This is a genomic window from Flavobacterium sp. K77 (genome assembly GCF_021608205.1).
Taxonomy (GTDB): domain Bacteria; phylum Bacteroidota; class Bacteroidia; order Flavobacteriales; family Flavobacteriaceae; genus Flavobacterium; species Flavobacterium turcicum.
Map to the genome: position 1 here is coordinate 81,004 of NZ_JAKIHO010000004.1, position 21,724 is coordinate 102,727.

The following is a 21,724-nucleotide window of genomic DNA, read 5'->3' on the forward strand; positions in this document are numbered from 1 at the left end:
AAAAAAGAAAGCATGAAAAAGCAATTTCAATTTAAATTAATCGAGGGGAAATTTGAACCTCTTGAGGCAGGAAAAGTTTTGTATTCGCTGATCAACACCAAAGTAAATTACCACAGTTTGGAAAAATACGGCAGTGAATTTAGGTTTAATAGAGATTTTCAGCATTCAAAACGACGACAAGAAACTTTAATAGAGGCATCTGATTATATTAGAATTTTGATTAAAGAGGCTGAGGAAAAAGATTTAGAATTGCTCATCAACGGCATCATTCAAATTGAGGTAAGGCCTAAAGCCAAAACAGATGGAGCTATTTAAAGACAGAAAGTTACTGATCGCAACCAAACATCAGAAAGAGCGGGTAATTGCACCCATTTTTGAAAATGGGCTTAGTGTAAGCTGTTTTGTTCCTACTGTTTTTGATACAGATGTTTTTGGCACTTTTGCTGGTGAGATCGATAGGAAATCAACTGCTTTACAAACGGTTCGCGAAAAATGTCTTGCTGCGATGACTGCCTTTGATTGTGATTTAGCCATAGCAAGTGAAGGTTCGTTTGGAGCGCATCCCAGTTTATTTTTTGCGCAAGCGGATGAAGAGTTTATGATTTTAATTGATAAAAAAAACGAACTCGAGATTGTAGTACGAGAAATCAGTTTAGACACTAATTTCTATGGAACAGTAACTGAAACTTGGCAGGATTTATTGGATTTTGCAGATAGAATTCACTTTCCTTCTCATGCTATTATTTTGCGTAGCGGTCCCAAAAATAACGAATCAATTCTAAAAGGAATTGACAACATGCCGCAATTACAAAGTTGTTTTGAGCATTTGCAAAAAATATACGGTTCTGTTTACGCCGACACCGATATGAGAGCGCATTACAACCCTACACGCATGAGAGTTATTGAAGTAGCGGCTCAAAAGTTGCTTCAAGCCGTTCAATCTGTTTGTCCGGAGTGCAGCACGCCTGGATTTGTAGTTACTGAAGCTAAAGCTGGTTTGCCTTGTGAGTGGTGTAAATCGCCAACTCGTTCTACTTTAAGCCATGTTTATAATTGTAAAAAATGCCAACACACACTTGAAGTTTCATTTCCGTATCAAAAAACAACAGAAGATCCCATGTATTGTGATTATTGTAACCCTTAAGTAATGAATTCTATATCAAAATCTATCCCAGAGGCAATTGCATTATTAAATCAAGAAGAAGTTATTGCCATTCCTACAGAGACTGTTTATGGGTTAGCAGGAAATATTTTTAGCCCTAAAGCTATCGCTTCTATTTTTAGCATCAAAAAAAGACCAACTTTCAATCCTTTAATCGTACACTTAAAATCAGTTGAAAGTTTGCCTCAAGTTGCACGAGAAATTCCAATTAAAGCTGCGCAATTGGCTGCTGCTTTTTGGCCAGGTCCCTTGACGATGGTTTTAAAAAAGCAGTCCAATGTACCAGATTTGGTCACGGCTGGTAAAGATACCGTTGCAGTACGTGTGCCTAATCATGAGCTTACTTTGGCACTTTTAGAACAGCTCGATTTTCCTTTGGCTGCACCAAGTGCCAACCCGTTTGGGTCTATTAGTCCAACGCAAGCCAGTCATGTAGCGCAGTATTTTCAAGAAGAGGTTCGCTTAATTTTAGATGGTGGAAGTTGTCAAAAAGGCATCGAGTCGACCATTATTGGTTTTGAAAACGACGAGCCTGTTTTATATCGTTTAGGTTCTCTTGCTATTGAGGACATTGAGGCGGTAGTGGGGCCTGTAGCAGTGCATAATTACAATGAAAAAGCACCGCCAGCTCCAGGAATGTTAGCCCGCCATTACGCGCCCGCTACAACTACGCAGTTGACTACTACTATGAGTTTGGATTTAAACCAAAATTTGAAATTGCGAGTTGGCGTGTTGTCTTTTAGTAACACTTATCAAAGTGACTGTATTGTTGCGCAGGAGGTACTGTCAAAATCAGGCTCATTAGCAGAAGCAAGCTCCAATTTATACGCAGCATTACACCGCTTGGATAGCCAAGAATTAGATTTGATTTTAGTGGAGCATTTTCCAGATATTGGATTGGGTAAAACTATTAATGATAGACTAAAGCGGGCTGCTAAAAAATAAAAGACTGGTATTTTTAAACTTTACACATCAAAACAATTGACAAGCACATCGTGCAATTGACAATAAAAAAACTTAATCATGAATTTGAATTTATTAATTGAAAACCTTACCAATCCCGCTTTACTCTTTTTTGTCCTCGGAATCATAGCCGTTTTAGTCAAAAGTGATTTGCAAATCCCAGAGGGCAGCTCTAAGTTTATTTCTTTGTATTTGCTTTTTGCAATTGGGTTTAAAGGAGGTCAAGAGTTGGCGCACAGCCATTTTACCATTGATATTGTATGGTCGATCTTTTTTGGAGTTGGAATCGCTTTGATTATTCCATTGTATTGTTTTTTTATTTTAAAGAAAAAATATAGCATCGAAAACGCAGGAGCTATTGCGGCCACCTACGGCTCTGTTAGTGCAGTAACTTTTGTAACAGCAGTTTCGTTTTTAGAATTGCAAAATTTCACTTTCAGTGGTCATATGGTAGCTGTAATGGCCTTAATGGAAGCTCCAGCTATTATTGTTGGTGTCATCTTAATTAGATTGTTTAGTAAGGAGAATGTACTGAAAACAAAATTATCAAACATTGTTATTCACTCTTTTACTAATGGTAGTGTAATTTTAATTTTAGGAAGTTTAGTTATTGGTTTGCTCGCTAGTGATCAACAAGCATTGGGAATAAAACCTTTTACTACAGATATTTTTAAAGGTTTTCTAGCCTTATTTTTATTAGATATGGGAATTGTAAGTGGCCGTAAATTAGGTGATTTCTTTAAAAGTGGCTGGTTTAGTTTTGCCTTTGCCGTAGTAATTCCTTTAATCAATGGAAGTGTTGTTGCCTATTTGAGTCATTTTGTAACAGCCGATATCGGGAACCGTTTCATCTTTTCTGTATTAGCGGCAAGTGCATCGTACATTGCTGTACCAGCCGCCATGAAAATTGCTGTTCCTAAAGCAAATCCGGGAATCTTTTTGCCAATGGCACTAGCGGTAACATTCCCTTTTAACATCACTTTTGGGATGCCCATATATTTTGCTATTATTAATTGTTGATTTCGGCTTCCATTATTGAGTAAAAAAAAGAGGTAGTTTTTTAGGCTACCTCTTTTTTTGATGAAAATTAATCTTTTAAGAATAGAATAATTATTTAATCGTTTTAAGCATTTCTTCAACAGCTCTTTCTAATTGTTTGTCTTGTCCGTTTAAATAATCTTCGTATTTCATAGCAACGGGAATATCTGGATTGACTTGCAAGTTTTCAGTAGGTCTGTTTTCTTTTCCGATAGTAGCTACCATTGGAATTCCGAAAACCAAAGTAGGATCAATTTGAGTTTCCCACCAAACAGCCGTTCCTGTTCCTGGAACGCCCATTCCGATTAATTTTCCGATTCCGTTTTGTTTGTACACGTATGGGAAAATGAAAGCATCTGAATAATTGCCTTCGCCCATTAAAACACAGCTAGGTTTAGTCCATCTTCCTAATGGTTCTGCATCTTTCAAGCGGTTGCCTTGTGGCGCAAATTCAAGGTAACGTTTGCCACTCAATAAGGTATTCAAATCATCGTGTAACCAGCCACCACCATTAAAACGAGTATCAACAATCAAAGCTTCTTTTTCGAAATTTTTACCCATCACTTGGTCAAAAACTTCTCTAAAACTGCCGTCATTCATACCTTGTACGTGAACGTAGCCTACTTTTCCATTACTCAATTTTTCAGTAATCTGATTCATCTTGCGAATCCAACGGTTGTACATTAAACCCGATTCTTCACCAAATGAAATCGGTTTTACAGACTCTTGAAACGCTACACCATTAGCATCTACACCTGAAATTAGGATTAGTTTACCTGTCTTTCTGTTTAGAAATTTAGCCCAATCTGTAGTAGCAGTAATTGCTTCGTTGTCAATTTTATTGATAGTAGCACCTGCTTTTAACTTTGAATTCGTTTTGTCAAAAGGCCCGCCTACAATTACTTCAGTAACTTTTAAACCATCAGCGGCATTTTTTTCATCGTACAATAAACCCAGGCAAGCTGTAGCATCCATGTTTGGAGGTGTAAAACTATAGCGACCTCCTGTGTGCGAAGCGTTGAGTTCTCCTAAAATTTCACTCAATAATTCTTGGAAATCATAGTTGTTATTGATGTGTGGTAAAAATTTAGCATAAGTATCTTTATACATTTTCCAATCTACGCCATGTAATTTTGGGTCGTAAAACTTCTTAGCGGTTTGTCTCCACATGTGATTGAAAATGTAGTTACGTTCCGCTTCGGTATTTAAAACCATTTCAGCCGAAACGTTAACTCCTGTGATTTTTCCGCTTTCGGTATCAATTTTAGATAAGCTTCCGTCGTTTCGAACAAACAATGTTTTATTGTCTTTGCTTAAGAATAAAGTACTTGGCGATGATCCTAGTTTGGCTAAAATCTTAGTTTCTTTGGTTTTGGTATCAGTTACCCAAAGGTCGAATCCTTTTTCAAAAGATGCTAAATAGAACAATTTACTACCTTCATCATTAAACACAAAATCTGCAATAGATGAGCTGTTAATTGTAACACGAACTTTTCTAGTTTCAAGGTCAGTCAAATCTGGATTCCAAACTACTGCTTCCTCTTTTTTAGGAGTCTCTTTCTTGTTTTTATCAGTGCTAGCAGCTGTTTTTTTGTCTTCCGCTTCTTTTTCTTTATCTTTTATTTCTTTTGCTAGTGCCGCTTCTTCTTTGGATAATTTAAAATTTTCAAAGTCTTTTTTATCGAAAAATACGGCGTACACGTCAAGTTCTCTGCTGCCTTGATTGGCCAATGATTTACGACCTTCTTTGCTGCTCAGCCACGCTAATGCTTTGCCTTTCATTTGTTGTTTGGCTGCGTCTTCGCCAAAACCACTCATAATTGGGTATTTAGTTTCGGAACCATCAGCTTTGATCATCGCGGTATGCGTAGCATTGAAATTGCCCATGCTATCATCTACAAAAAGCCATTTGCTATCATCGCTCCAGTTGAAACCAAAATCGCCATCAGAATAACTGTGATTTCTACCTTCTGGTAAAATGGTTCTTGTGGTTTTGTTGGCTAAATTGTACACACGAACAATGTTGCGCTCTTCAACGAAAGCAATTTCTTTTCCGTCTGGGCTAAATTTAGGTAAGAACTCTTCTTTGTCAGATGTAATCAATTTTTCTTCCTTGATTAAAGTAGCAGCATAAAAATAAGCTTCTTCTTTTCGTTCGATTTTTGCCGTAAATAAATCCCAACTGTCACCACGTTCTGAGGCGTAAATAAGAGTTTTGCTGTCTGGTGACCATTGCACATGGCGCTCTTGCTCCGGTGTATTGGTAATTCTTTTGGTACTTCCACCGTCGGCATTGGTCACAAAAATTTCACCTCTAGAAACAATTGCAATTTCTTTTCCGTTCGGGCTTGGCACAAACTCTGAAATAGAACCTGCAATAGGCACGTTTTTCTCCACATTGCCTTTACCATCATTTTGGATTGTAATTTTTACTTTTTGTGGACTTTGGCCTTCTTTCAAAGTATAAATTTCTCCGTCTTGCGAAAAGCACAAAGTATTGTCTTGTGCTACGCTTAAATGACGTACCGGATTGTTTTTGAAAGTAGTTAAGGCCGTTGCTGTTTTAGCGCCTAGATTTTGCTTGAAAATATTTTGATTGCTACCGTCAGCTTCGCTCAAAAAGAAAATATTTTGGTTGTCATTGCTGTATACCGGCTCGCGGTCTTCGCCTTCGTAAGTGCTTAATTGGGTGTAGGTTTTTTTGTTAACGTCAAATACCCAAATATCACGCGTTACACTGCTGGTGTGGTGTTTACGTAATGGGTCTTCGTAGCCTTTGCGGTCTTGAAAAACAATTTGATTCCCTGCTGCATTGTAGCGCGCATATTCTATTCCGCCCTCAGTAACCAACACCGGTTTTCCGCCAGTTGCTGCAACTGTGTAAAGGTTTTGGAACAAACGCGGCGAATAAAAATGGATGTTGTTGTTGCTCGTTTGACGGCTAGAACCAAATAACACATTTTTACTATCAGGTGAAAAGTCATACGGATAATCAGCTGCGGAGTTAAAGGTTAGTCGGGTAGGAGTTCCTCCAGTTACGGGTAGCGTAAACACATCAAAATTTCCGTAGCGGTCACTAGCAAAAGCAATTTGCTTTCCGTCTTTGCTCCAAACAGGCATCATGTCGTGTCCTTCATGAATGGTAATAGGAACTGCAGTTCCACCTTGTGCATTAACTACATAAATATCGCCTTTGTAGCCAAAAGCAATGTTTTTACCATCAGGAGAAAGCGCGGGATGGCGCAGCCAGAGGGCATCTTGTGCAAATGTTACCGTACTTGCCACTAGCAACAAGCCACAGTATAATGAAGATTTTAAGTTCATAGTTTATTAGAATTTAGTTCTTCCTTTAGTAGCTTATTTAGAGATTTTGTTACAGGATTTGTATGTTTATTGAGATTTGAAAAAGTATGCAAGGAGTGGATTTTTTAACTCTGGGTTATGGTTTACTCACTTTTTATTCTAGTAGAATGCAGCATATCAAACTTCCAGCCTTTATCGGTTAAAATGGCCGTGGCACTTTCTAGCCAATGTGCTTTTCTAATAATTTTATCATCAATAGAAATGGTTGCATGGTTGTGGTAGGCCACCCAAGCCGTTTTGTTGGTAACTTTGATGTCAATAATTTCAATCGTGTTTACTCGTTTTGGCATGGGTAATTTGAGTTTGGCTTTGTTCAAATGTGTTGCAATGGTGTCGTTATTCCACACTTCGCCGTGTTCCAAAAGCAGGAAATCTTTGGTGTAGTATTTCTCAATGTTTTTCGGTTCTAGTTTGGACCAAATTTCATCAAACGAGTCGAGTACTAGTTTTTCAATCTGTTTTTTGTGGGTTTCATTTGAAACTTGACCAAATGCCATCGAATTAAAAAACAACATCAATATTATGGTGTTACGTGTTTTCATTTTTGTTGAAAGTAAATTAAATATCAGTTCATGATTTTAATGTAGTTGTTTTTTCAGATTTCTGCAATTTTTAGAATTTTGAACATTAAAATCACTGTGCTTTTTTTAGAAAAGTAGACACTTGTCCCGAATGATTATCAGTGCGATAAAACCCCAGCTGTTCGCCATAACAACAATCAGTAACTTACCTTTTCACCATTCGCAATGAATACAATTGCATCAAAATGTTCAAAATAATTAAATGCTGTATTGCCCATGCCGAACATACCGATAAATTTTTTACTTCTGATGCTAGGTGCTTCTTTTGCAATCAAATTTGAAATAATTATAGCATTTTTGTTTGTGTTGGGTAGAAGGTTTAGCAAGTTGTTTGGCTGTTTTGCTTGCGAAAGAATATATTGTGATTTTCGATACGGCATCGTGATTGGCGCAAAAGCAATGTGATATGTCTGTCTATCGCTTTGTTGAAGGAATTGTGATCCCATGATTTTGCCTTTCATGAATTCTTGATTCAACCTTGAAATATGAGCATTAGCAGCCCAGACAATAATTTTCTCTTGCTTTAATGATTTCGCTATAAAGTCTAAGTTTTTTGCCATTTGACCATCACGTATTGCGTAGGCATCTGATTTCGGTGTTGTATATTGCAAAATCATACTTTTAAAACTTTGAAGAAATTGAAACCAAATCCCGTTTTTCACAATTAGATTATTAGTAGATAAGTTCTCGATGGTCTCTACAAGAACTGCCACTTCTTTTTTTGTCAATTTTTTTTGTAGTTCAGGACCTTCGCTGCAAACAATCTCTACATTATTTTTAAATGTAAGATCATAAGCGATTTTGTTTTGATCTAAATATAAAAAGAGCTTGTTGGAAAAATTTTGAAAGCTAAAAGCAGAACTAAATTGATTATCGAAACCCCAGATTGTCACTTGCTGTTCCTCTAAAAAGGCGAATAGCTCTTTGCATTGTTTTGATTTTGCCCAAAAGGAATACAAATCATTTTTGTCATGAGTGTAATTTAATGCAAAGAAATCACCTTCAAAAGCAATATGCTTAAAACCATATTCTAAGACGAGGAATTTTACAAATTTTGTTTTTGCCTCAAAGTCGGAGCCTATGTGGTGTTCTGATTCTCCCAGAAAAATCATGTTTTTGTCTTTGATTTCTGCAGATAATTCTTTCTTCACGTCGTTATTAAGCAGATTTTCGATCGAATCTAACGCAATTACAGACTTTTGTGCCAATAGAGCGTTTACAAAAAATAATGTTAAAATAATTGTATAATCTTTCATCGTAAAAAATTGTTATCGCGAATATTTCTATGATTTAGTTTACAATATTCACATTGCAGCGCAAAGTTTTAAGAACGTTTTTTAAATACTTCGATCAGCTGGTTAACCCATCCTAATTTAGTAAAATTTAACGAAATAGGCTTCTAATCCTATCAAAGATATTTCGTTTGCGGACAATAACAACTTCTCCCATCATCATTTCAGTTGGAATCATTTCTATTTTAAGATTGTTTTCTGCTTTCAGTACCTCAATTTCTTTACTTTCCATTCCGATATAATGAACATGTAGCCACTTCGATTTTGAATAATCTTTGAATGGTATCTTAATTGTAAATTTCCCGCTGAAATCTGTGGTTACGCTTGTTTTAGATTGTTTATGTTCAATTACTGCTCCGGGAAGTGGTGTGCTTGTTTTTGCATCAGCGGTTAATTTTTCTAAAACCATACCTGATACGGTTACAAAAGAGGTTTCTGTTTGTTCAACAGTAGCAGAGCTCAATTTTGAATCAATAACTTCTATTTTCGCTTTTTCTTTTTGAGCCAATGCAGGCACTGCGGTCAAAAGAGACGTAAAACTAAAAAGTACTCCCCAAAAAGGTGCCGATGTAGGATTTGAATTGGAAAACTCTGAATTGATTTGATTTTTAGCTAATCTACCGCAAACGGATGTGTTATTCGAAATTTTACTCAAAATTTGAGCTTTACTGTATAACTCAAAATTGATGACTTCTTTTTTACAACTTGCGCAAAATTTACCTTGATTTGTAGCACTCATGGAATTCCAATCTGAGTGACATGGTTTGGGTATTTCTAGTTTGTATTTCATATTTTGCTACAAAGTTTAAAATTCAACAATTTGACGGTTTGACTTCTTAATTCTTCTTTTAGGTTCACGAATCTCTTTGACTGCGCATCGCAAGGTATATCATGTAGCTGAAGACATTCACACAGCAGCGCTTTATTGATATAGTTTTGGTTCTTTCATTCCTTGTTTTACATAATAATCTTTATTCATTTCAAAGTGACTTGTCGTCATCTCATTATAATATTCTTTAAATGAAGATAAATTATATTTTAATCTCAGATTATCAATATTTAATGAATCAAGTAATCCGTTTTTTGGAATTGCTTGTCCTATTTTATTGTATGTAACTTGCGAACCAAATCTCTGCTTTTGGTTTAGGTTAATTGCAATTCTGTCCTCAAGCATTGCATAATTAGATTTTTCTGCATTATTTTTCTCAATTTCTTTTCCTAGTGCTTTAAGCATTTTCTGTTGGAACTTAATATCATTGTCCGCGTGTTGAATAGTAATCCAGAATTTTTTCGAGTATTCTTGACCAATTTTATCATATTCCAAATAACCATATTCTGCATATATTTTTTTATTTTTTTTTTGATTATCAAGACCAACACTATCACTTTTCATCTCAAAAATTTTCCACGCTTCATTTTTTCCAAATTTTTTAAGGAGTTCTTCAGAAGGAGTTGCAAAACTATATTTTTGGTCAATAGTAAATATGTAATCTAGTTCAGCAGTTAATTTTTCTTTATCGGAACTCGATATTTCTTTAGTTGAATTACAACTAATTATAACTAAAATTAAAAATAATAATGATTTTTTCATCTATTTCGATTTTTATGACAAAATTGCCTATACTTGCACATAATTAAAAAAAACTTCCCAAACACTAAACAGTCTAGCTCGAGACATTCGCACAGCAGCCCAAAGTTTATAAGATTGTTTTTTTTGAACAGATTGAGTAGATGGGAGTTTTATTTATTTGTTAACCAGTCAATTGGAATTAATTTCAAACCATCTCGCCATACTTCAGTTACCGATTGCTCAAATCTTTCATTTTTTAGATAAGCGTGGTCTGTGATTATAACTTGTAATTTTGGTGTCAATGATTCAACTACATTAAACATAAAATCGAACATTTTATTAACTGCTATTTCATCTGCACTTACTTCAACAACATTGTCATTTTTTTCTGGTGGATAATATACTTGTGTAGGTTGGTCTATAATTATAAAACTTGGTACAGGTCTATTGTTTTGAATGAAATGTTTATGAAGTGCAAATACGATGAGTAAGTGATAAGCAACCCAATTGGCGCCACTACCTATTTGAGGTAATGCAATTGGTTTAGTGTCAGAGTCAATAAACATAGTTAATTTATTTATATCAAACCTGATTGGGTTATTTTCATATTCAACATCTAAATCTTCAACCCATTTACTCATTTGTAAATTAATTTTGTTTAATATCGATAACAAAGTTTCTCTTTCATTTTCGCTGTCAACAGTTTTTTCTAATTCAATAATACGTGATTTTAGATTTTCTATTTTAGAATTAATATTTTCTGTTTCTTGTTCAACTGAAACACTTTCTAAAAATAAACTTACTCGACCAATTATCTTTCCTCTTCGCAAATTTAAATCTCTTATAGTTCTAGCTTGTTCATTCTCAACATATAAAGCAGATATACTTTTTTCAATTCTTTTTAATTCTGTTTCCACAGAATGATATTGTGTTTCTACTGAATCTATGTATGACTGAATTCTAGGACTTTCAGCTTTTGTGAATTTTAAATCTTCTTTAATATTAGATAAAGAAATATTTATATTTTCTATAGTAGGTATTGAATTAGAGAGTGGATTTTCACATAACGGACACAATGACTTGTCGTGATTTGAACTATTATACAAATTTATTGATTCAAGCCTAATTTCTTGTTGTTTTGCTTCTGACGAATATCCAAAAGAGCTCTTTAGATAGTCGGTTGCTGCTTTTTTATTGTCAGATATTTTACCTAACTCTATTTTAAATTCACTTCTTTTATCTATTAGTTCCTTTAATGCAGAATTTTCAGCCTTTACTGTAAGTGGTTGAAACTCCCAATTTGAAACATATTCAAGGAAAGTGTATGCTTCTCTTTGATTTTGAGGATTAACAGATTGTTCTAAAATGCCAATTTCTTTAGCTTCATCTATTAAGGAATATGCTTGACTAGTTCCTTCTGATTTTATTTTTTCTGCTTCTCGATTTTCTCTTACTAATCTATTAAGATTCTTTTTTAATTGAGTAATTTCACTTTCAATGGCTAATGAATTTTCATTGACAGCTCCTAAAAAGTAAGGAAGTGTATCTTTAATTGATTGTGGAACAAATTCCTTATTTTGGTTATAAAAAAGTTGATATGGGTCGGCAACTAAATATTGAGGCTGGTAGCAATAAAAACGTGAATGTTTAAAGTTGGCCTTTAACGGTTCTCTTGTTAGAGAGTCAGGAATGTGTATGTTCTCAGAAATACCAATTTTTCGGGTTAAAAAATCTTTCAAAGCATCAACATTTAAATTAGATTTTATATCTTCCAAATTAGGAGGAATTTCTCCAATATTCCGAAGTAGGCAGACTGTAGTTGAAGCTTGAATACCTTTGATATTCGGGTTTTCCCGAGCAATAAATGCTGTCTCCGAATCATTAAAAATAATTTGGATTGCGAAATACGATACGGTATCACGAATAATACCTTCTGGAATATCACAACCACTTGAAGCTAAACAATAATTAATTATTTCAATTAAAGCAGATTTACCCGATTTAGATTCTCCAGTTATAATATTTACTTTCCCAAGTTCAAATGGCAATATTCTTTTTTTACCACTATGGCTATATAATATGATTTTCTGTATTTGCATAATTATGGTGTTATTCTTAAAAATGAGTATATTGATTTGACATCACTTGTTGAAGACAACCATTTACCTAGCATTTCTGCTTTTTTTAATATATCGTTGTATTCTTGATATTCCTCCTTATTTATTATTTTTACTTTTTCGTCACTTGCTAGTATTTCAGCATTTTCATTAATTTCAATTTTGTTATGGGCAAGTAAAAATAATAATGCTTCTTTTGTATATTTTACCATACTTCGTGTACGTTTAGGAAAATCAAAAAACAAATCGTCATTTTGTTCTACCCATACAAAATAATATGTTCTAACCGACCTTGGCATACGTTCTCTGGTAGCTTTGTGTAGTACTATTGGTAATATCAAAAAGGCAAATGCATATGGAAAGTTAGTACTAGTATGTTTGTTATATTCTTTTGCAGTTGCTCTAATAATTTCCCCACAAAACGCAGGATTAAATAAATTTGCAACAATTGTATTTCGTTCTGTCCAACCTAAATTCATATGTCTTTTTTGTAATTTGGATGCCAACCAATTTTTTTAGAATCTGAAAGCATTTGATAGCTTCCCCTTGTCAAATAGTCCTCATTGAATTTTTCTCGAATTTTGATTTGTGGACAAGTTTTGGCAAATTGCTCCATATAAAACCCTCTTCCAAGTTCAATGACTTCTTCGATGTTTTTTTCTTCTGCTTCGTCACACATTATATCAAAGATGTTTTGCCAGTAATCGTATAGTTTTACGTCATATTGTTCTTCTTCATCGGGGTTTAATAATTGAAGTCTTAACCATTTAGAACGTTGTTCAAAGGCTCTTCTGAAATCACTAATTGCTCTTTTTAAAGTTCTTGAATTAGCATTTATTTTTATTAGGTCTAATTGCTTTAAAAAATTCCTCTCCTTTAAATTTTCAACATCTTCGTCTGTTATTTCTAGTTGAACAGAAAAATGATTCGGTAAATTATCTGCTTGAAAAGAATCACTGATATTAGCTATTTTTAATTGTAATTCACTTGAACTAATAGAGTCGATTCGTGAAGTTAAATTGTCTATTGATTTTGCAAACCACCATCCTTCTAATATTTCAAGAAAAGCATCTAAAGAACTAGGGTACGTTGAATAAATAAGTTCTTTTTTTATTTTATCATTAATTTCGGTTATTCCGATTGAATTATCTAAAATCCTAATTCGTTTAATTAAACTTTTTTTATTATCAACAGATAAACTTTGATATGCTAAATATGCTTTTGCATTAGTTTTGTTTGAAGATTCTGTTGAAATTTTATCTAGACTTTTAATTATTTCTAAAATTTCACTGTCTAAGGATATATTAGATTTGAATTTATAAAGCAAACTTGAAGTAGGAATCTCTTCAGTAGTAATTAAATTGAAAATTGTAGTTTCTAAGTCAATTAAGTCATTGTTTATATGCTCAGACCATATTCTTATTGTTTTCCAAAAGTCTACGCTGGCATCAGTTAAATTCGCCTTGTTTTTAATATGTAATTTGGTTTGTAATAGTTGTAAAGTATTCACATCCTCAATTTCAATGTCATCTAGATTTTCAATTCTGATCTTTGGGTTGTCAAGTTCTTTAGAGTATGTAAGTAAAATTAGTAAAGCATATTTAATTTGGTAGAAGTAACCCAAAGATGGTTCTCTCGCAGAAAAGTCAGTAATTGTTTTTATCATATATCTTAATTTTATTTAGGAGATTTTTTCTGCAATGTTATATAACTCGAAAATAAGCTTAACAAACATTCCCAACCCCAACAATCCAGCGGAATTAAAAAAGTTCCATCTAACCTCATTCATCCCTCAAATATATTAAAATAATCTTACAAATTGTGTTTAAAAAAAACGACTTTGTAAAAATTATCCGCCTCAAATAGCCCCGATAGCAGCGAAAATCCTTTGCGGTGGCGGCAGCCAAAAGCAAAAATTGCAGCGCATAGCGGGAGTATACGGCTGCTGAAAACTGTTGGTTTACTCCAAAAAAAAAGCCGCCCCAATTGGGACAGCTTTTATGTGGTAAGATTCCGAAGCAAGTTCGGAATAAGCGCTTCATACCATTTTAGGTTATAAAATGGGTTGACTGCTTATTTAATCAGCTCGAAACTTCTTTTTACAAATGCGGTTAAGGCTTCGCCTTTTAGCAAGTTTTGAGATAGTTTAGCTAAGTCTAGCGCTTGTTTTACTAGGCTTTCTTGAGCGTCTTTGTCTTTGTTGTTTAGGATGCTGCTGGCCAATTCAGAGTTCGTGTTTACTACTAAATTGTACATTTCAGGCATGTTGCCCATCCCGAACATTCCGCCGCCACCGGTTTGGCTCATTTCTTTCATACGGCGCATGAATTCTGGCTGTGTGATGATAAATGGTGCCGAGTTGCTGTCTAGCGCCTCTAGTTGTACGCTGTACGTTTGTTTTGGTACAATGGTTTCTAGAACGGTTTTTAGGCTGGTTTGTTCCTCATCTGAAAGTTTTGAAATGGTAGTTTCGTCTTTCTTGATCAAATTGTCAATATGGTCTGAGTCTACACGTACAAAAGTCAGGTTGCTGTTGTCGCCTTCAATTTTCTGGATTAAGTGCGAGATAATTGGAGAGTCTAGCAACAATACTTCGTATCCTTTGTCTTTGGCTGTAGCAATGTAAGAGTGCTGCGCATCTTTGTTTCCTGCGTACAAGATCACCAGTTTGCCATCTTTATCGGTTTGTGTAGCAGCTAGTTTTTCTTTTAATTCTTCGAGCGTGTGGAATTTGCCATCTACGGTTGGGTAAAGTACAAAGGCTCCTGCTTTTTCGTAAAACTTGTCTTCGGATAACATTCCGTATTCCAAGACAATTTTAATGTCGTTCCATTTTTGTTCAAAATCTTCACGGTTTTCTGTGAACAATGATTTTAATTTATCGGCAACTTTACGCGTGATGTAATTAGAGATTTTTTTAACGGCAGCATCAGCTTGCAATCCTGAACGAGATACGTTCAACGGAATGTCTGGCGAGTCTACCACACCTTTTAACATCATTAAAAATTCAGGTACAATTCCTTCTACGTTATCGGTAACATAAACTTGGTTTTGGTACAACTGAATTTTGTCTTTCTGAATTTGCAAATCAGATCCTAGTTTTGGGAAATACAAAATACCAGTTAAGTTGAACGGGTAATCTACATTTAAATGAATGTGGAATAACGGTTCGTCAAACTGCATTGGGTACAACTCGTGGTAGAAGGTTTTATAATCCTCAGCAGCCAATTCAGTAGGTTGTTTGGTCCAAGCTGGATTTGGGTTGTTGATGATGTTGTCTACGGTAATTGTTTCGGCAACGGCATCTTCTGGAGCGTCTTCTGCCTTCGGCAATGTTTGTGTTTTAGTTCCAAATTTAATTGGAATAGGCATGAATTTGTTGTACTTGTTCAACAATTCTTTGATTTTGGCGTCTTCTAAAAATTCTAAAGAATCTTCAGCAACGTGCAAAATAATTTCAGTACCGCGTGTAGTTTTATCAGCTGGTTCTAAAGTGAATTCTGGGCTACCATCACAAGTCCAGTGTGCAGCAGGCTCGTCTTTGAATGATTTGGTTATGATTTCTACTTTCTCGGCTACCATAAAAGCAGAGTAAAAACCAAGACCAAAATGTCCGATAATTCCAGAATCTTTAGCAGAATCTTTGTACTTGTCTAAGAACTCTTCGGCTCCTGAAAAAGCAACTTGATTGATGTATTTTTCAACCTCATCAGCAGTCATTCCTAAACCTTGATCGATGATGTGGATTTTCTTTCCTTCTTTATCAATTTTTACCTCGATCATTGGGTTGCCATATTCTACTTTGGCCTCGCCAATACTGATCAGATGCTTTAATTTTAAAGTGGCATCGGTGCCGTTCGAAATTAATTCTCTCAAGAAAATTTCGTGGTCGCTGTATAAAAATTTCTTGATTAAGGGAAAGATGTTTTCTACTGAAACATTAATTTTACCTGTTGTCATATTTTTTAAAGTTTAAAATTAAATTTTGTATCAAATAGCTTTCAAATAGAGTACCAATTGTAAATAGAGTGACAAAATGTCGGACTTGGGAATTATGATACAAAAATTAGAAATTCTGAAACATATTACAGGCATTGCTTCTTATCTTTGTACGAGTATTAATCCATCAAAATATTTAAAATGAAAAAAATTATTTCGATATGCTTACTGTCTGTTTTGATGTTTGCATGTAAATCAACTTCAGCCACAAGTACAAAAACCGATAGAAAATCACAAGTAGCCATTAAAGGTGACTGGGTTATTAGTTCTGTAACCTATCCGGGATCTCAATATGTAAAAGTGAACTCTTTTCAATTAGCAGACTCAGAGTGTTTTGTGGGAAGTACTTGGAAATTTGTTTCGAACAATAACAAAGGAACAATGGCTTTGACAAAAGCGAATTGTGTTGCTTTTAGCTCTCCAATTACTTGGTTTGTAAACGATCAAGGTCAGTTTGTTTTAAAAGTTCTTGATGCTGGTATTAAAGCAAAAAAAGTTAGAGACGGTTATATTTTAGGACTTGCTAATCAAACCGAAACTTCATTTCAATTGGTAGATCGAGTTGATGTAGCCGGAAAAATGACTGATGTAGTATACCAATTTCAAAAAGCAAACTAAAAAAATAAAAATATGAAAAAGATTTCAGTAGTTGCAATGGCAACAATAATGGTTATAGGTTCAATATTTACAAGCTGTGAGGCTGTAAAAAATACCAATCAAAAACAACGTGGTGCAGGTATTGGTGCCGTAGCAGGAGCAGTAATTGGTGGTGTTTTGGGTAACAATCTAGGTAAAGGTGGAAAAGGCGCAATGGGTGCTGTTTTAGGTGGTGTTATTGGTGGAGTTGCCGGTGGTGCTATTGGTAATAAAATGGACAAACAAGCCCGCGAAATTGATGCTGTACTTCCAGGTGCTGAGGTAGTGCGTGTAGGAGAAGGAATTAAATTAGTATTGAATGAAAATGCAGTGCGTTTTGATACCAACAAATCTACTTTGACTGCTGCTGCAAAAGCAAACCTTGATAAATTAGTTCCTGTTTTTGGAGAATATCCAGATACTAACATCACAATTTATGGTTACACAGACAGTACAGGTCCAGCAGATTATAATTTGAAACTTTCAGGCGATAGAGCAGCCTCAGTACGTAATTATTTGGCAAGCAAAGGAGTATCGTCTTCTCGTTTTCAAGTAACTGGTTTGGGGATCGCTGATCCAATCGCTTCTAACGAAACAGTGGAAGGCAGAAGCCAAAACCGTCGTGTAGAATTTGCAATCACAGCCAACGAAAAAATGATTAAAGACGCTGAAGCTGAAGTTAAAAAATAAGCTAAAACTACATTAATAACAAGAGCTGTTTCTTTCCAGAAGCAGCTTTTTTTGTGTTCAAAATTGTTTTAAAGATTGTAAATTTGCGCTTTAATTTTTGATGATGCTAGAAATAAAAAACATACACTTTTCCTATAGTGACACTCCGGTGATTAAGGACATCAGTTTTACGGTAGAGAAAGGACAAAATATAGCCATTATTGGCGAAAGTGGTTGCGGAAAAAGTACGTTGCTAAAACTCATCTACGGCTTACTTGACCTCAACGAAGGCAGTATTAGCAACGATGAAAAACCTATTCTTGGCCCTAAATACAACCTTATTCCGGGAGTAGATTACATTAAATACTTGGCGCAAGATTTCGACTTAATGCCGTACACCACCGTTGAGGAAAATGTAGGTAAGTTTTTGTCGAGCGCTTTTTTACCCCTAAAAAGACTTCGTATTCAAGAACTGCTTGAAATGGTCGAAATGACCGAATTTGCCAAAGTAAAAGCCAAAGACCTGAGTGGTGGTCAGCAGCAGCGTGTGGCCTTAGCCAAAGCGTTGGCTCTCGAGCCTGAAATTTTATTGCTTGACGAACCGTTTAGTCACATTGATAATTTCAGGAAAAATGCCTTACGCCGTAACTTGTTTGCCTACTTAAAGAAAAAAAAGATTACCTGCATCATTGCCACGCACGATAGCGTAGATGCCTTGTCATTTGCTGATGAAACCATCGTGTTGCAAAAAGGCGAAGTAGTGGTAAAAGGACCTTCAAAAACAGTTTATGAAGTACCGCCAACCAAATATGTAGCTTCGCTTTTTGGTGAAGTTAATGAGTTCATGCTCTCGCAAATTATAGATATTGACCCCGCGGACGACGAGTATTTACTGCTCTATCCGCACCAATTAAAAGTTGTTGATAATTCAAAAATGACTGCGATCGTCAAACAATGTTACTACCGCGGCGGCCATTTTTTAGTAAAAGCAGCCTTTGATCGCAGAGCTATTTTCTTTGAGCACGACACGGAGTTAGACTTTAATCAAGAAGTACGCTTGATGCTAGCCTAAAAAATCAAGATCGAAAATGTAAAAAAATGCCCCAAAAAGTCAAGCGCAATTTGGGGCATTTTTTATGCAGAAAAGTTAAAAACGCTTTCGTTTCAGCTAAGGATTATGTTTTTTGGTACTGCTTTTTTTTAGGGAGCAGTTGTTTATAGCCTCGCACACGACTTGTCCCGCTGTTCGTTATATCTTGCTGGCAATCCCGATGTTTCGGGATTCGCCCAGCAAGGATGCCACTTCCATCGGGGCTCGAGAGCACGTTTTGTTTTAAGAACTTGATCACCAATAACTTCTCGATACAATTTTGCACCGTAAAGCTGCCGCATTACGTTTCAAAATCACTCGAAGTGACGTTTGAAATTCCTTAAAATTTATCAGTTTTTTTGTGGTTCATTACGAATCGTCAAGTTAAGAAATTCGTCAGTTCGAGTTGAGTAGCAATTTGCGCTAGAAAATTGGTAGGAAGTATCGAGAACTCTTTAAAAACAAAACTTCTCGATACAATTTTTAATCGTAAAGCTATCGCATTACTATTTAAAATCACTCGAAGTGACGCGAATCAAACACACTAGTTTGTTATTCCGAATAGTCAAGGTAAGAAATTCGTCAGTTCGAGTTGAGTAGCAATTTGCGCTAGAAAATTGCTACGAAGTATCGAGAACACTTTTTAACCAAAAACTTCTCGATACAATTTTCAATCGTAAAGCTGTCGCATTACCATTCAAAATCACTCGAAGTGACGGAAGTTCTGTTTTCACAAAAAAACCAGCCCGAAATCAGATTGATTCAGGGCTGGTTTAATGTATCTAGCTTTACAACAGAAAAGTTTTTAGTTTTTCAAATGTTTTTCTAAAAACTGATCTTGTTCCCAAAGCAAGTGCAAAATATTCTCTTTGGCTACATATCCGTGCGCTTCTTTTGGTAAAATCACCATACGTGCTGGGCCACCCAATCCTTTTAGGGCTTGAAAATAACGCTCTGTTTGCAAGGTAAACGTTCCCGGATTGTTATCCGCTTCACCGTGTACCAATAACATAGGTGTTTTCATTTTGCCAGCGTTCATAAAGGGAGACATCGCTGTGTACACTTCTGGACTTTCCCAGTAATTGCGTTGCTCACTCTGAAAACCAAACGGAGTTAAAGTTCTGTTGTAAGCACCACTGCGGGCAATGCCACACGCAAATAAATTAGAATGTGTAAGTAAATTAGCTGTCATAAACGCTCCGTACGAGTGTCCGCCCACAGCTACTTTTTTACGGTCAATGTATCCTAAAGCATCAACAGCATTAATAGCTGCCTCAGCATTGTCAACCAATTGCGTTATGAAATTATCATTTGGCTCCGTCGTTCCTTCACCAATAATAGGGAAGGCCGCATCATCAAGTACCACATAACCTTTAGTTACCCAATACACAAACGAACCATAACTTGGGAAAGTGAATTCATTTGGGTTTTGTGTACTTTGTCCCGCTGAGTTTTTGTCTTTGTATTCTGCTGGATACGCCCAAATCAACAATGGCATTTTTTCTTTTTTAGCCTTGTCGTAACCTACTGGCAAATACAAAGTTCCTGATAATTCAACACCGTCTTTACGTTTGTATTTAATCACTTCTTTACTCACATTTTTAATACTTTCAAACGGATTTTTGAATGATGTAATTGGTGTCAGTTTGTTTTTTTGGTAAATGTTGCGCAAGTAATAGTTTGGATACTCGTTTTTAGATTGAATTTGTACCAAAACGGTTCCTTTCTTGAAATCTTCAATTTCGATAACATCTTCTTTTTTATCTATGTAAGTCGATGTGTACAAGCGCTTGCTTTGCAATGTTTTTAAATCGAACTCACTAATAAAAGGAAATTGTCCGTTCTTCGTAAAACCAGCACCAATTAAGAACGCTTTGTTGTTTTCTAAAGCAAGTACATATCTGTTGAATTCATTTTTGCGCGTTTCAAAATTTCCTGGATCAGCATACACGTCTTGCGAATTGCGGTCAAAAATTACTTTTGGTGCTTGCTTTGGCTGAGATGGGTTAAAAAGATAAGTTTTAGTATTACGCGTATCGTACCATTCGTCCATTAAAATAGCAACGTTTTCATTACCCCACATGATGCCGCTAAAACGTTGAGGTGTTTTTACAAGCGATTTTGCTGGAGTTGAAAAAGGTGCATTCCAAGTAAATACCTCATCTCTAAATTCCACTTTGTTGGCAGGATCACCAGCGTCAAGTGCTTCAACATACATCAATGTAGCAGCTTGATCGGCTCTCCATGTCATGTTGCGTTTGCCTTTGCGCACGGCCATAAAACCTTTCGGAATAATTTCAGTCAACGGAACTTCGTTTACTGTTTTTACCTCGTTACCGTCTTTATCATATACCACTGATTTTGATGGGAAACGACTTAAAGGAACAATGTAAGAAAACGGTTTTTGAATGGTGGTAAGCATCAAGTAATTGCCATCAGGCGAAAAGCTTTCTCCGGCGTACATAGCTGCTTTTTTAAACAAAGTTGCTGTTCCGTCTAAACTAACTTTGTACAACTCAGAGGTCATGATGTTTTCAAAATTGATCTCATCATTGGCGTTTTTCAACATGTCAGGATACGTTCTGTTTTGCGATTTCGATCCATCGGCATTCGAAATAATAGGACCAGCAGGCAAGTCTTTCTTTGCATCCAAAAGTGCGGGTCTGTTTTGAGGTAACATTTTAACCAAAATAGTGGCATTGTCTTTCAACCAGCTAAACGGATTGCCAATATTAGCATTAACACGAGCTTCAGTAAGTCGAGTCGCTTTTGCCGTAACAACATCAATAACCCAAAGTTCAACACCCGTTGCGGTGGTATTTGAAAACGAAATTTTACTGTCGTTTGGCGACCAAGCAATGTTACTTATTTTAGCATTTGCTGGTAAACCTGCTACTTGCATTTCGTTGCTATCTTTTACTTTTCGCAGTTTTAAGTTGTTCACGTAAGTAACGGAGCTTGAAATATTCGTCACCGGATTGATACGCAAACCGCCCAAGCGCAGTTCATCTTGATTCAAATCATCTAGCGTTTTGTAGGTGCTGCGATAGGAAAGGAGTAGGTATTCTTTTTTGGTATCCATCGATACGGATGGAGCGCGTTCGTAATCGGCCAATTCGAGTATCGATGCCGATGGTTTTTGATAGCTAAGATTTTCTTGCGCAAAAGCCGAAATGCTCAGTCCAAGCGCAATAAATAGCGAGATTTTAAATTTCATACTTGATAATCATTTTAAATTAGAGTT

General features: G+C 35.6%; 17 protein-coding genes. 7 read left to right on the top strand and 10 right to left on the bottom strand.

Translation table 11 applies throughout. From position 1 onward, the window contains the following. Positions 1 to 12: 12 nt before the first annotated feature. From L1S34_RS09205 to L1S34_RS09220, 4 genes are all read left to right on the top strand, one after another. The gene (locus L1S34_RS09205; protein WP_166136475.1) at positions 13 to 315 is read left to right on the top strand and encodes a hypothetical protein; all 303 of its coding nucleotides are present in this window, start codon (positions 13 to 15) and stop codon (positions 313 to 315) included. Continuing rightward, a complete protein-coding gene (locus tag L1S34_RS09210; protein ID WP_236363775.1) occupies positions 302 to 1,144 on the top strand; it encodes a DUF6671 family protein in 843 nt (280 codons plus the stop codon). The genes L1S34_RS09205 and L1S34_RS09210 overlap by 14 nt, the downstream gene beginning before the upstream one ends. Positions 1,145 to 1,147: 3 nt before the next feature. After that, complete coding sequence (locus L1S34_RS09215; RefSeq protein ID WP_236363776.1) at positions 1,148 to 2,107, top strand: L-threonylcarbamoyladenylate synthase; 960 nt, start codon at positions 1,148 to 1,150, stop codon at positions 2,105 to 2,107. Between the two features lie 78 nt (positions 2,108 to 2,185). Continuing rightward, complete coding sequence (locus tag L1S34_RS09220) at positions 2,186 to 3,145, top strand: sodium-dependent bicarbonate transport family permease (RefSeq protein WP_236363777.1); 960 nt, start codon at positions 2,186 to 2,188, stop codon at positions 3,143 to 3,145. Positions 3,146 to 3,235: 90 nt separating this feature from the next. On the opposite strand, the gene L1S34_RS09225 is transcribed toward L1S34_RS09220, so the two are convergent. The 9 genes from L1S34_RS09225 to htpG all read right to left on the bottom strand — a co-directional run bounded on the left by L1S34_RS09225 (position 3,236) and on the right by htpG (position 16,046). Beyond that, positions 3,236 to 6,487: a S41 family peptidase gene (locus L1S34_RS09225; protein WP_236363778.1), complete on the bottom strand. Its 3,252-nt coding sequence runs from the start codon at positions 6,485 to 6,487 to the stop codon at positions 3,236 to 3,238. A 122-nt stretch (positions 6,488 to 6,609) separates the two neighbouring features. Continuing rightward, positions 6,610 to 7,068, bottom strand: coding sequence for a DUF4440 domain-containing protein (locus tag L1S34_RS09230; RefSeq protein WP_236363779.1), 459 nt, complete (start codon positions 7,066 to 7,068; stop codon positions 6,610 to 6,612). A 176-nt stretch (positions 7,069 to 7,244) separates the two neighbouring features. After that, complete coding sequence (locus L1S34_RS09235; protein WP_236363780.1) at positions 7,245 to 8,363, bottom strand: erythromycin esterase family protein; 1,119 nt, start codon at positions 8,361 to 8,363, stop codon at positions 7,245 to 7,247. A gap of 127 nt (positions 8,364 to 8,490) precedes the next feature. Next, a complete protein-coding gene (locus L1S34_RS09240) occupies positions 8,491 to 9,189 on the bottom strand; it encodes a carboxypeptidase-like regulatory domain-containing protein (protein ID WP_236363781.1) in 699 nt (232 codons plus the stop codon). 132 nt (positions 9,190 to 9,321) lie between these two features. Next, a complete protein-coding gene (locus L1S34_RS09245) occupies positions 9,322 to 9,990 on the bottom strand; it encodes a DUF6624 domain-containing protein (protein WP_236363782.1) in 669 nt (222 codons plus the stop codon). Between the two features lie 149 nt (positions 9,991 to 10,139). Further along, on the bottom strand, positions 10,140 to 12,068 hold the full coding sequence (locus tag L1S34_RS09250; protein WP_236363783.1) for a DUF3732 domain-containing protein: 1,929 nt from the start codon (positions 12,066 to 12,068) through the stop codon (positions 10,140 to 10,142). A 2-nt stretch (positions 12,069 to 12,070) separates the two neighbouring features. After that, positions 12,071 to 12,565 carry a three component ABC system middle component gene (locus tag L1S34_RS09255; protein ID WP_236363784.1) on the bottom strand — a complete coding sequence of 165 codons (495 nt, stop codon included), beginning with the start codon at positions 12,563 to 12,565 and terminating at the stop codon, positions 12,071 to 12,073. Beyond that, entirely contained in the window at positions 12,562 to 13,752 is a 1,191-nt protein-coding gene (locus L1S34_RS09260) for an ABC-three component system protein (protein ID WP_236363785.1), read from the bottom strand. Before L1S34_RS09260 ends, L1S34_RS09255 begins: the two co-directional genes overlap by 4 nt. A gap of 407 nt (positions 13,753 to 14,159) precedes the next feature. After that, positions 14,160 to 16,046 carry a molecular chaperone HtpG gene (htpG, locus tag L1S34_RS09265; RefSeq protein ID WP_166136506.1) on the bottom strand — a complete coding sequence of 629 codons (1,887 nt, stop codon included), beginning with the start codon at positions 16,044 to 16,046 and terminating at the stop codon, positions 14,160 to 14,162. A gap of 180 nt (positions 16,047 to 16,226) precedes the next feature. Between htpG and L1S34_RS09270 the strand changes: the two genes are divergently transcribed. From L1S34_RS09270 to L1S34_RS09280, 3 genes are all read left to right on the top strand, one after another. Then, positions 16,227 to 16,703, top strand: a complete 477-nt coding sequence (locus L1S34_RS09270) for a lipocalin family protein (RefSeq protein WP_236363786.1) — start codon at positions 16,227 to 16,229, stop codon at positions 16,701 to 16,703. 12 nt (positions 16,704 to 16,715) lie between these two features. Beyond that, entirely contained in the window at positions 16,716 to 17,411 is a 696-nt protein-coding gene (locus L1S34_RS09275) for an OmpA family protein (RefSeq protein WP_236363787.1), read from the top strand. Between the two features lie 103 nt (positions 17,412 to 17,514). Then, complete coding sequence (locus L1S34_RS09280) at positions 17,515 to 18,462, top strand: ABC transporter ATP-binding protein (RefSeq protein WP_236363921.1); 948 nt, start codon at positions 17,515 to 17,517, stop codon at positions 18,460 to 18,462. Between the two features lie 823 nt (positions 18,463 to 19,285). Here L1S34_RS09280 and L1S34_RS09285 read toward each other — a convergent pair. Further along, positions 19,286 to 21,697 (bottom strand): S9 family peptidase, encoded by a 2,412-nt coding sequence (locus L1S34_RS09285; RefSeq protein WP_236363788.1) that lies wholly within the window; start codon positions 21,695 to 21,697, stop codon positions 19,286 to 19,288. Between the last annotated feature and the right edge of the window lie 27 nt (positions 21,698 to 21,724).

Coding starts and splice junctions, on each gene's coding strand:
- L1S34_RS09205 (WP_166136475.1), top strand. CDS start 13: ATGAAAAAGCAATTTCAATTTAAATTAATCGAGGGGAAATTTGAACCT.
- L1S34_RS09210 (WP_236363775.1), top strand. CDS start 302: ATGGAGCTATTTAAAGACAGAAAGTTACTGATCGCAACCAAACATCAG.
- L1S34_RS09215 (WP_236363776.1), top strand. CDS start 1,148: ATGAATTCTATATCAAAATCTATCCCAGAGGCAATTGCATTATTAAAT.
- L1S34_RS09220 (WP_236363777.1), top strand. CDS start 2,186: ATGAATTTGAATTTATTAATTGAAAACCTTACCAATCCCGCTTTACTC.
- L1S34_RS09225 (WP_236363778.1), bottom strand. CDS start 6,487: ATGAACTTAAAATCTTCATTATACTGTGGCTTGTTGCTAGTGGCAAGT.
- L1S34_RS09230 (WP_236363779.1), bottom strand. CDS start 7,068: ATGAAAACACGTAACACCATAATATTGATGTTGTTTTTTAATTCGATG.
- L1S34_RS09235 (WP_236363780.1), bottom strand. CDS start 8,363: ATGAAAGATTATACAATTATTTTAACATTATTTTTTGTAAACGCTCTA.
- L1S34_RS09240 (WP_236363781.1), bottom strand. CDS start 9,189: ATGAAATACAAACTAGAAATACCCAAACCATGTCACTCAGATTGGAAT.
- L1S34_RS09245 (WP_236363782.1), bottom strand. CDS start 9,990: ATGAAAAAATCATTATTATTTTTAATTTTAGTTATAATTAGTTGTAAT.
- L1S34_RS09250 (WP_236363783.1), bottom strand. CDS start 12,068: ATGCAAATACAGAAAATCATATTATATAGCCATAGTGGTAAAAAAAGA.
- L1S34_RS09255 (WP_236363784.1), bottom strand. CDS start 12,565: ATGAATTTAGGTTGGACAGAACGAAATACAATTGTTGCAAATTTATTT.
- L1S34_RS09260 (WP_236363785.1), bottom strand. CDS start 13,752: ATGATAAAAACAATTACTGACTTTTCTGCGAGAGAACCATCTTTGGGT.
- htpG (WP_166136506.1), bottom strand. CDS start 16,046: ATGACAACAGGTAAAATTAATGTTTCAGTAGAAAACATCTTTCCCTTA.
- L1S34_RS09270 (WP_236363786.1), top strand. CDS start 16,227: ATGAAAAAAATTATTTCGATATGCTTACTGTCTGTTTTGATGTTTGCA.
- L1S34_RS09275 (WP_236363787.1), top strand. CDS start 16,716: ATGAAAAAGATTTCAGTAGTTGCAATGGCAACAATAATGGTTATAGGT.
- L1S34_RS09280 (WP_236363921.1), top strand. CDS start 17,515: ATGCTAGAAATAAAAAACATACACTTTTCCTATAGTGACACTCCGGTG.
- L1S34_RS09285 (WP_236363788.1), bottom strand. CDS start 21,697: ATGAAATTTAAAATCTCGCTATTTATTGCGCTTGGACTGAGCATTTCG.